This is a genomic window from Ruminococcus sp. MCC718 (assembly GCF_018783905.1).
In the GTDB taxonomy this organism is placed as follows: domain Bacteria; phylum Bacillota; class Clostridia; order Lachnospirales; family Lachnospiraceae; genus Hominisplanchenecus; species Hominisplanchenecus faecis.
The window spans coordinates 2,801-11,682 of record NZ_WQNP01000062.1; the positions used below are offsets into that span (position 1 = coordinate 2,801).

Below are 8,882 nucleotides of genomic sequence, written 5' to 3' on the forward strand. Positions count from 1 at the left end.
TGTACGGAACAATCCGTAGGCATCATAGTTGGGGACTTTTGACTCCAACATCATGATATCATAATATACCACTTAATTTAACAACATACCATGCAAAGATACTACAAAATTTCAAGAATATCCAGTTATTTTTTCTTGTTTTTTTAACATGAACCCATTATTTTGCTTCTTATATTCAGTTATTTCGTTCTGGCTCTTGCTTTTTTCCTGTTTTCGGTTACAATAGAACAGGTAAAATGTCAGTGATACTGACCAGAATACATACAGCTGATTTTGTATGTATTTCGTTCGATTATTATTGTATACAATATACTTTCTGGAGGTTAAAAATGATTAGTGCAAACAATGTGACTCTGCGTATCGGTAAGAAAGCATTATTTGAAGATGTAAATATTAAATTTACAGAGGGAAACTGCTACGGTCTGATCGGTGCCAACGGTGCCGGCAAATCCACATTCCTGAAGATTCTTTCCGGTCAGCTCGACACTACCAACGGCAATATTGTCATCACACCAGGACAGCGTCTCTCCGTCCTGGAGCAGGACCACTTTAAATATGATGCGTTCACGGTCATGGACACGGTTATCATGGGAAATCAGCGTCTCTATGATATTATGAAAGAAAAAGATGCCATTTATGCAAAAGAGGATTTCAGCGAAGAAGACGGTATCCGTGCCAGCGAACTGGAAGGCGAATTTGCTGAGATGAACGGCTGGGAAGCAGAATCTGATGCAGCCACACTGTTAAACGGTCTTGGCATTGAACCGGATCTGCATTATACTCTGATGGGCGACTTAAACGGTAATGAAAAGGTCAAAGTCCTGCTTGCAAGAGCCCTATTCGGCAATCCGGACATCCTTCTTCTCGACGAGCCGACCAACCACCTGGATCTCGGTGCGATCGAATGGCTGGAAGAATTTCTGATCAACTTTGAAAATACGGTGATCGTGGTATCCCATGACCGTTATTTCCTGAATAAGGTCTGCACCCACACCGCAGATATCGACTATGGCAAAATTCAGCTCTATGCCGGTAACTATGACTTCTGGTACGAATCCAGTCAGCTGATGATCCGTCAGATGAAAGAAGCAAACAAAAAGAAGGAAGAAAAAATCAAGGAATTACAGGACTTTATCTCCAGATTCAGTGCCAACGCTTCCAAATCCAAACAGGCTACTTCCAGAAAACGTGCTCTGGAAAAAATCCAGCTGGATGAGATCCGTCCTTCCAGCCGTAAATATCCGTACATTGATTTCCGTCCGGAACGTGAGATCGGCAATGAAGTACTGATGGTAGAGAATCTTTCCAAGACCATCGACGGCGTAAAAGTACTCGATGATATTTCTTTCACACTTGGAAGAAATGACAAAGTCGCTTTTGTCGGCGGCAACGAACTTGCAAAAACAGTATTCTTCAAGATCCTGATGGGCGAAATGGAACCGGACGAAGGTTCTTTCAAATGGGGTGTCACCACATCTCAGGCTTATTTTCCAAAGGACAGCACCAAAGAGTTCGACAATGATCTGACGATCGTAGACTGGCTGACACAGTTCTCCGAGATCAAAGATGCAACTTATGTACGTGGCTTCCTCGGACGTATGCTGTTTGCCGGTGATGACGGTGTGAAACAGGTCCGTGTACTCTCCGGTGGTGAGAAAGTCCGCTGCCTGCTCTCCAAGATGATGATCTCCGGTGCAAACATCCTGATCTTTGACGAACCTACCAACCACCTGGATATGGAATCCATCACTGCCCTGAACAACGGCATGATCAAATTCCCAGGTGTGATCCTGTTTGCTTCCCACGACCATCAGATTGTGCAGACAACGGCAAACCGTATCATGGAGATTCTGCCAAACGGAAAACTGATTGACAAGATCACTTCCTACGACGAATACCTGGCAAGCGATGAAATGGCAAAGAAACGTCAGGTTTACAGCACAGAGGGAACTCTGGAAGACAACTAAATCATCAAGATCAGATCTTTCTGAATATACTTTATGATGCCAGGGTCAAAAGGTCTAAATCCACATGAGCTTGCTCATAGGTGGATGAAAGACCTTGGGACCCGCCCAGATATGAGCATAAAAGTGGGATGATAATCCCACGATATGCGAATACTGGAGAGGATTGTGGGAGTGCAACGCACGGAACAATCCGCAGGCATCATAGTTGGGGACTTTTGACACCCACATCACTTTATCAAAAGCAAAAAAAGGATATGGAATCCATTTTGGAAACCATATCCTTCTTTTTTATTTAAACCAGAATCTCTGCTTTTACGCCCAGCAGTTCTTTGTTCTCTTCCAGAATCGGATTCACCACGTTTTTCAGGAAGTTGTCCACCTGTCTTGGTGCACGGCCTACATATCTGGACGGCTCCATGCTCTTCTGCAGCTCTTCCAGTGTCATGTTGAATGCCGGATCTGCTGCAATCAGTTCCAGAAGGTTGTTTTCTTTCCCTTCTTCTTTGACATGTTTGCCTGCTTCCATGGAAAGTACACGGATACGTTCATGCAGTTCCTGACGGTCACCGCCAGCCTTTACAGCATCCATCATAATGTTCTCAGTTGCCATGAACGGCAGTTCTGCCATCATGTGTTTTTCGATGACTTTCGGATATACAACCAGACCGTCTACCACGTTCAGGCACAGATCCAGGATACCGTCGATCGCCAGAAATCCTTCCGGAACGGAAAGTCTCTTGTTTGCAGAATCATCCAGGGTTCTCTCAAACCACTGAGTCGCAGATGTAATTGCCGGATTCAGTGCATCTACCATCACATAACGAGAAAGAGATGCGATACGCTCACTTCTCATCGGGTTACGTTTGTAAGCCATGGCGGAAGATCCAATCTGGGTCTTTTCAAACGGTTCTTCTACTTCTTTTAAATGCTGAAGCAGCCGGATATCGTTGGAGAATTTGTGTGCACTTGCAGCGATGCCTGCCAGTACATTGATCACTCTGGTATCGACTTTTCTGGAGTAGGTCTGGCCGGATACCGGATAGCACTCTTTGAATCCCATCTTCTTTGCAATCATCGGATCGATCTTGTCGATGGTCTCCTGATCTCCGTCAAACAGTTCCAAAAAGCTTGCCTGTGTCCCGGTTGTTCCCTTGGAACCGAGCAGTTTCATGCTTCCAAGTACATAGTCCAGATCTTCGAGATCCAGACAGAACTCCTGCATCCAAAGCGTTGCACGTTTTCCGACGGTTGTCGGCTGTGCCGGCTGAAAATGGGTGAATGCCAGGGTCGGCTGATTTTTGTATTCATCTGCAAATTTTGCCAGCTCTGCCAATACATTGACCAGTTTCTTTTTCACCAGCTTCAGTGCTTCTGTCATCACGATAATGTCGGTGTTGTCACCAACATAACAGGAGGTTGCTCCCAGATGGATGATGCCTTTTGCTTTCGGGCACTGTACGCCATATGCATACACATGGGACATAACGTCGTGGCGGACAAGACGTTCTCTTTCTTTTGCCACATCATAATTGATGTCCTCTGCATGTGCTTTCAGTTCCTCGATCTGCTCGTCTGTAATGTTCAGTCCAAGCTCTTTTTCTGTCTCAGCAAGTGCGATCCAGAGTTTTCTCCAGGTACGAAATTTCATATCCGGTGAAAAAATGTACTGCATTTCCTTGCTTGCATAACGCTCTGATAATGGGCTTACGTATCTGTCTGTACTCATATTTTCCTCCTGTATCTACTGTTCGAATTCTCCTCTGATATCCTCCATCGGCGGATCCAGCGGATAGTTTCCGGTAAAACATCCGGTGCAGATCGGCAGGTCTCCTGCCATTTGACGCAGGCGACTGCAGTCCAGATATCCAAGACTGTCTGCTCCTATCACCTGTCTGATCTCCTCCACGGTACGGTTGTATGCAATCAGCTGCTCTCTTGCAGGCACATCGGTACCGAAGTAGCACGGCCATAAAAATGGCGGTGAACTGACACGCATATGCACTTCTTTGGCTCCTGCCTCACGCAGCATATGCACAATGCGGTCACTGGTTGTTCCACGGACGATCGAATCATCGATCATGATCACTCGTTTGCCTTCTACTGCTTCACGCAGTACATTCAGTTTCACACGGACGCTGGACTCACGGCTGCTCTGTTTCGGTTTGATAAAGGTACGGCCGACATAGCCGTTTTTCACAAAAGCAGTACCGTATGGAATGCCGGACTGAAGGGAATATCCAAGTGCTGCTGCATTTCCGGATTCCGGGACACCGACTACGATATCTGCATCCACCGGTGAATCCATCGCCAGATATCTTCCTGCCATCAGTCTGGAATGATAGACACTCACACCGTCGATCACGCTGTCCGGTCTTGCAAAGTAAATGTACTCAAAAACGCAGTGTGCCGTCTGCTGCTTTTGGCACAGACGTGTGTCAGATTTGATGCCTTCCTGTGTGATCGTAACGATCTCACCCGGCAGTACATCCCTTACAAACTCGGCACCGATCGTATCCAGTGCACAGGTTTCACTCGCTAGTACATAGGCATTTCCCCTTTTGCCGATGCACAGTGGGCGGAACCCCTGCGGATCTCTTGCTCCCATCAGTTTTCTCGGAGACATGATCACAAGAGAATAGGCTCCTTTGATCTTCTGCATGGCACGGGCAACTGCCTCTTCTGCCGTCTTGCTTCTGACACGTTCTCTCGCAATATGATATGCGATCACCTCGGAGTCAATGGTCGTCTGAAAAATCGCTCCGCCATATGCCAGCTCTTCCCGCAGCTGTGGGGCATTGATCAGGTTTCCATTGTGTGCAAGTGCAAGCGTGCCTTTGATATAATTCAGTACCAGAGGCTGTGCATTCTCTCTTGTGCTGGCTCCTGCCGTAGAATAACGCACATGACCGACACCGATGTTTCCATGAAGATTCTCCAGTTTTTCTGCATCAAACACTTCGTTTACAAGTCCCATTCCCTTGCAGGAATCCACTTTTCCTTTTGGTCCTTCCGTATCACTGACGGCGATACCACAGCTCTCCTGTCCTCGGTGCTGTAAAGCAAACAGACCATAATATATGGTCTGTGCAATATCGTTCCCGTCAAAATCATAGATGCCGAATACACCACATTCCTCGCCTGGTTTGTCATCCATTTCTCTCTGAATATGCAAATTCTCGTTCATCTGATTTCCTTTCCGTGGTTTCCATCAAAACTTTTCGTATCTGTTCAGTACCTTCACAGTTACGACTTTCTTCTGTTATTCCGCAATTTATTATAGTCTATCATTTTCTATAAAGCAAGTTTTTTGTCACTGCTCGTAGCGTATCATTTCTCTTTTCAGACGTTTCATGATCTTTTTCTCCAGTCTTGAAATATAAGACTGCGAAATGCCGAGGATATCTGCCACTTCTTTCTGCGTCTTTTCTTTACCGTCGCAGCTGTTCAGACCATATCGCAGATTGACGATTGTCTGCTCCCTGTCAGAAAGTTTTGCGATTGCCCGAAACAGCAGTTTGTATTCTACTTCCGTCTCCATATCGCGGTAGATCACATCCTCATCGGTTCCCAAAATATCCGACAGCAGCAACTCATTTCCGTCCCAGTCCACATTCAGCGGCTCATCGATCGAGACTTCCATTCTGGTCTTGCTGTTTCTGCGAAGATACATCAGGATCTCATTTTCTATGCATCTTGAGGCGTACGTCGCCAGTTTGATATTTTTTCCGGTGTTAAAGGTATTGATCGCCTTGATCAGTCCGATCGTTCCTATGGATATCAGATCTTCCACTCCAACGCCCGTATTATCAAATTTTTTCGCTATGTAAACCACCAGTCTCAAATTGTGCTCGATCAGCCGTTTTCTGGCCTCTTCCTGATGTTCTCCGCCTTCCAGGTTTTCCAGCATTTTTGCCTCTTCCTGTGCCTCAAGTGGTGCTGGCAGCACATCACTGCCTCCGATATAATGCACTTCGTTTGTTCTGCGGAACCATATATTCTGCCATCCTTTTGTCATTCGAAACTGAAATTTCTGTGGGGTCGCCATTTTAAACATAATCCTTCTCCTCCTGATTTTTCCGGTTATCTGGATGCAGTATCATCTGATAACTGCCATCACTGCTCACACGTTCCCCCGTAAGGGCTATCACCGGATGTTCATAAATCTCTGTTTTTCTTCCTTTGCTGACAATCATTCTGTCAAAAACTATCCCTCTGAGCATTTCCCCTGAACCGCTTACGGTACGGTATGGAATCAGAAACACATTTTCTTTTCCATCCAGCAGCTCTTTTGCCGCTTCGTACTCTATGATATTTACCGGACGTTTTTTATAAGGTTCTCGAAGGCGGTTTCCCGTATCGTAAAGTGCCTTCACTTTTCTATTTTTCCCACACTGCCAGAGGCTGACCTCGCAGATCCGCTGTCTGTTTTGGTCGGTTTCCGTATACAGATACAAAAGCATCCACAGGACCAGAAATACCGTCATTTTCACAAAAATTCCCGGAATATATTGGAACGTTTCTGCCACATACAGTGCACCGCCAAAGCAAAAGCTTGAAATTCCAAGCAACAATGCACCATAGAGCACTTCTTTTGCCGTTCTTTTTCCAAGTCCTCCCCTTACCAGAAGCAAAACGGAAACGATCCAGAAAAAGGTCGCTGTAAAACTCCCCCGAAAGGGAAGCAGCAATTCGATACAGGACCACATGCTTTCCAGCACGGCTGTGCCTGCAATACGTTTTGCCTTCCATTTTTCCCGCATCACCGTTTTTACCAGGATAAGCAGAGCCACATCCGTTAAAAAACTTTCTAAAAAATAAAAATCCAGATAAACTTCATAGTACACAAAACACCCCCTGCCTCCTACATGGAGTGCCGCTTAAGCACTTACCATTATAGGTGACAAGGGGTGCATATTTTGTCAAAACTGCGATCTTGTGTTCTATTTTTTCGTTGACATCAGACGACGGCCAAAAGTTCCAAAATCTTCCTTAATTCTTCCGCATCGATCTGTCCCGGTGCGGACTGTGCTCCTGCCGTCCCAAATGTCACAGCAGAGCCGAATACTTCTCCCGACAGCCTTGATACCACACCGTTCCTTCCCATGGCCATCGTGATGACCGGTGTCTGGGCATGGAGCTCTTTCATACTTAATGTTGCATCGAGCAGTACCAGAACATCTCTCTCTCTCTGTGGCATCACCGCCATCTTTGGGATATCGGCTTCTAATTCCTGCATCTTGCAAAGTGTCATGATGATCTGCTCCTTTTTCGGTGTCTGTGAAAAATCATGGCTGGATGCTATGGTCTTGATCCCAAACTCATGTGCAAGCGAGATCAGCATAAATGCTATGTCATCGCCGTGGGAGATTTCCACGTCCACCAGATCTGCCTTTTCATCCCGGATCGCATCCGATACAACCTTGAGATACTGGTCTGCCGAAAGATCAGCCTCTCCGCCTTCTCTTCTTGTACGGATCGTAAACAGCAACGGTACTTCTCCCAGAATCTCTCTCAGCTCATCAAATGCCTGTCTGCGTACTTCTTCGTTCTCGATATCCGCAAAATAATCCGCTCTCCATTCAATCAGATCCGGATGTTTTTTCATTGCATGACCGGCAGCTTCTTTTAATGTTTCTGTCGTTCTGCCCATGACCGGAATGCAGATTTTCGGTCTTCCCTCTCCGATCACGAGATCTCTGACCTGTACTGTTTTGTCCATATTGCTGTGCCTCCCATACATTCCTGCTTTTTCCTGTAATTATACTATACTTCCGCCGCAAAGTCCAGCACTTGACAGATGCACGCCCGGTCATTATCATAAAACTGACGGGATGCCGGCGTCTGACGTTTTGTTATTTTGCAGCAGAAGCATTCGCGGGCATCACGATATCGCAAAAATACAAAAACTTACGAGGTGATCTTATGAACGATACATTTCCTGTGATTGACGGGCACACAAAGCTGACAGGGCTTCTCGGAAGCCCTGTTTCCCACAGTATCTCTCCTCTGATGCACAATGAAGCTTTCCGCCTGCTGGATCTTAACTATGTCTATCTTTGTTTCGATGTGCCGGAAGCAAACCTTGCAGATACGGTAAAGGGGCTGCGATGTATGAACATCGCCGGTTTTAACTGCACCATGCCGGATAAGACAAAAATCTGTGAGCTGATCGATGATCTTTCGGATGCCGCCCGCATGATTGGTGCTGTTAACACGGTTGTCAATAAAAACGGCAGACTGGTCGGTCACAACACCGACGGCATCGGCTATATGCAGGCAGTCAAAGAGGCCGGACACGACATCATCGGCAAAGAAATGACACTTCTGGGTGCCGGCGGTGCAGCAACTGCCATCGCCGTACAGGCTGCATTAGACGGTGTATCCACACTGCATATTTTTAACCGCAAAGGCCGTTCCTGGGAACGTGCCCTAAAACTTGCCGACACGATCAATGCTAACACTTCCTGTAAAGCTGCAGTATCGGATCTTGCTGATGAAGCATCCCTGCGGCAGGCACTTGAAGCCAGTACGATCCTGACCAACGCCACTTCCCTTGGCATGGCTCCGCACGCAGATACCTGTCCGATCCCGGATGCTTCCATGCTTCGTCCGGAACTGATCGTGTCGGATATCATTTACAATCCGAAGCAGACACGCCTGCTTCAGATGGCTTCCGCAAATGGCTGTGCCACCTTTAACGGGCTTTACATGCTGCTTTTCCAGGGTGCCGAAGCCTTCCGCCTCTGGACCGGAAAAGAAATGCCGATCGAGCCGATCAGAGAACATTATTTCAAGGGCTGATCTGTAAATCACGTTTTATCTTTTATTTATCACTTAATCGAGTAGGAGGCGGTGACTAACCGCCGTCCTCTCACACCACCGTGCGTACCGTTCGGTACACGGCGGTTTCAATAG

The 8,882-nt window shown here is 46.6% G+C and carries 7 protein-coding genes; 2 read left to right on the forward strand and 5 right to left on the reverse strand.

All coding sequences use genetic code 11. The features are described 5' to 3' along the window. The first annotated feature begins 329 nt into the window (after positions 1–329). Positions 330–1,967: an ATP-binding cassette domain-containing protein gene (locus GPK60_RS07435; protein ID WP_022119640.1), complete on the forward strand. Its 1,638-nt coding sequence runs from the start codon at positions 330–332 to the stop codon at positions 1,965–1,967. Between the two features lie 292 nt (positions 1,968–2,259). On the opposite strand, the gene purB is transcribed toward GPK60_RS07435, so the two are convergent. The 5 genes from purB to aroD form a co-directional block, all read right to left on the reverse strand. Then, a complete protein-coding gene (purB, locus tag GPK60_RS07440; RefSeq protein WP_022117973.1) occupies positions 2,260–3,693 on the reverse strand; it encodes an adenylosuccinate lyase in 1,434 nt (477 codons plus the stop codon). 15 nt (positions 3,694–3,708) lie between these two features. Further along, on the reverse strand, positions 3,709–5,151 hold the full coding sequence (gene purF / locus GPK60_RS07445; RefSeq protein ID WP_215659185.1) for an amidophosphoribosyltransferase: 1,443 nt from the start codon (positions 5,149–5,151) through the stop codon (positions 3,709–3,711). A gap of 126 nt (positions 5,152–5,277) precedes the next feature. Next, on the reverse strand, positions 5,278–6,024 hold the full coding sequence (gene sigE, locus GPK60_RS07450; protein ID WP_147631167.1) for an RNA polymerase sporulation sigma factor SigE: 747 nt from the start codon (positions 6,022–6,024) through the stop codon (positions 5,278–5,280). Further along, positions 6,014–6,811: a sigma-E processing peptidase SpoIIGA gene (locus GPK60_RS07455; RefSeq protein ID WP_215659186.1), complete on the reverse strand. Its 798-nt coding sequence runs from the start codon at positions 6,809–6,811 to the stop codon at positions 6,014–6,016. The genes sigE and GPK60_RS07455 overlap by 11 nt, the downstream gene beginning before the upstream one ends. 113 nt (positions 6,812–6,924) lie before the next feature. Beyond that, positions 6,925–7,686: a type I 3-dehydroquinate dehydratase gene (aroD, locus tag GPK60_RS07460; protein WP_215659187.1), complete on the reverse strand. Its 762-nt coding sequence runs from the start codon at positions 7,684–7,686 to the stop codon at positions 6,925–6,927. Between the two features lie 203 nt (positions 7,687–7,889). Here aroD and GPK60_RS07465 point away from each other — a divergent pair, with 203 nt between their 5' ends. Beyond that, on the forward strand, positions 7,890–8,768 hold the full coding sequence (locus GPK60_RS07465; protein ID WP_215659188.1) for a shikimate dehydrogenase: 879 nt from the start codon (positions 7,890–7,892) through the stop codon (positions 8,766–8,768). Positions 8,769–8,882 lie beyond the last annotated feature (114 nt).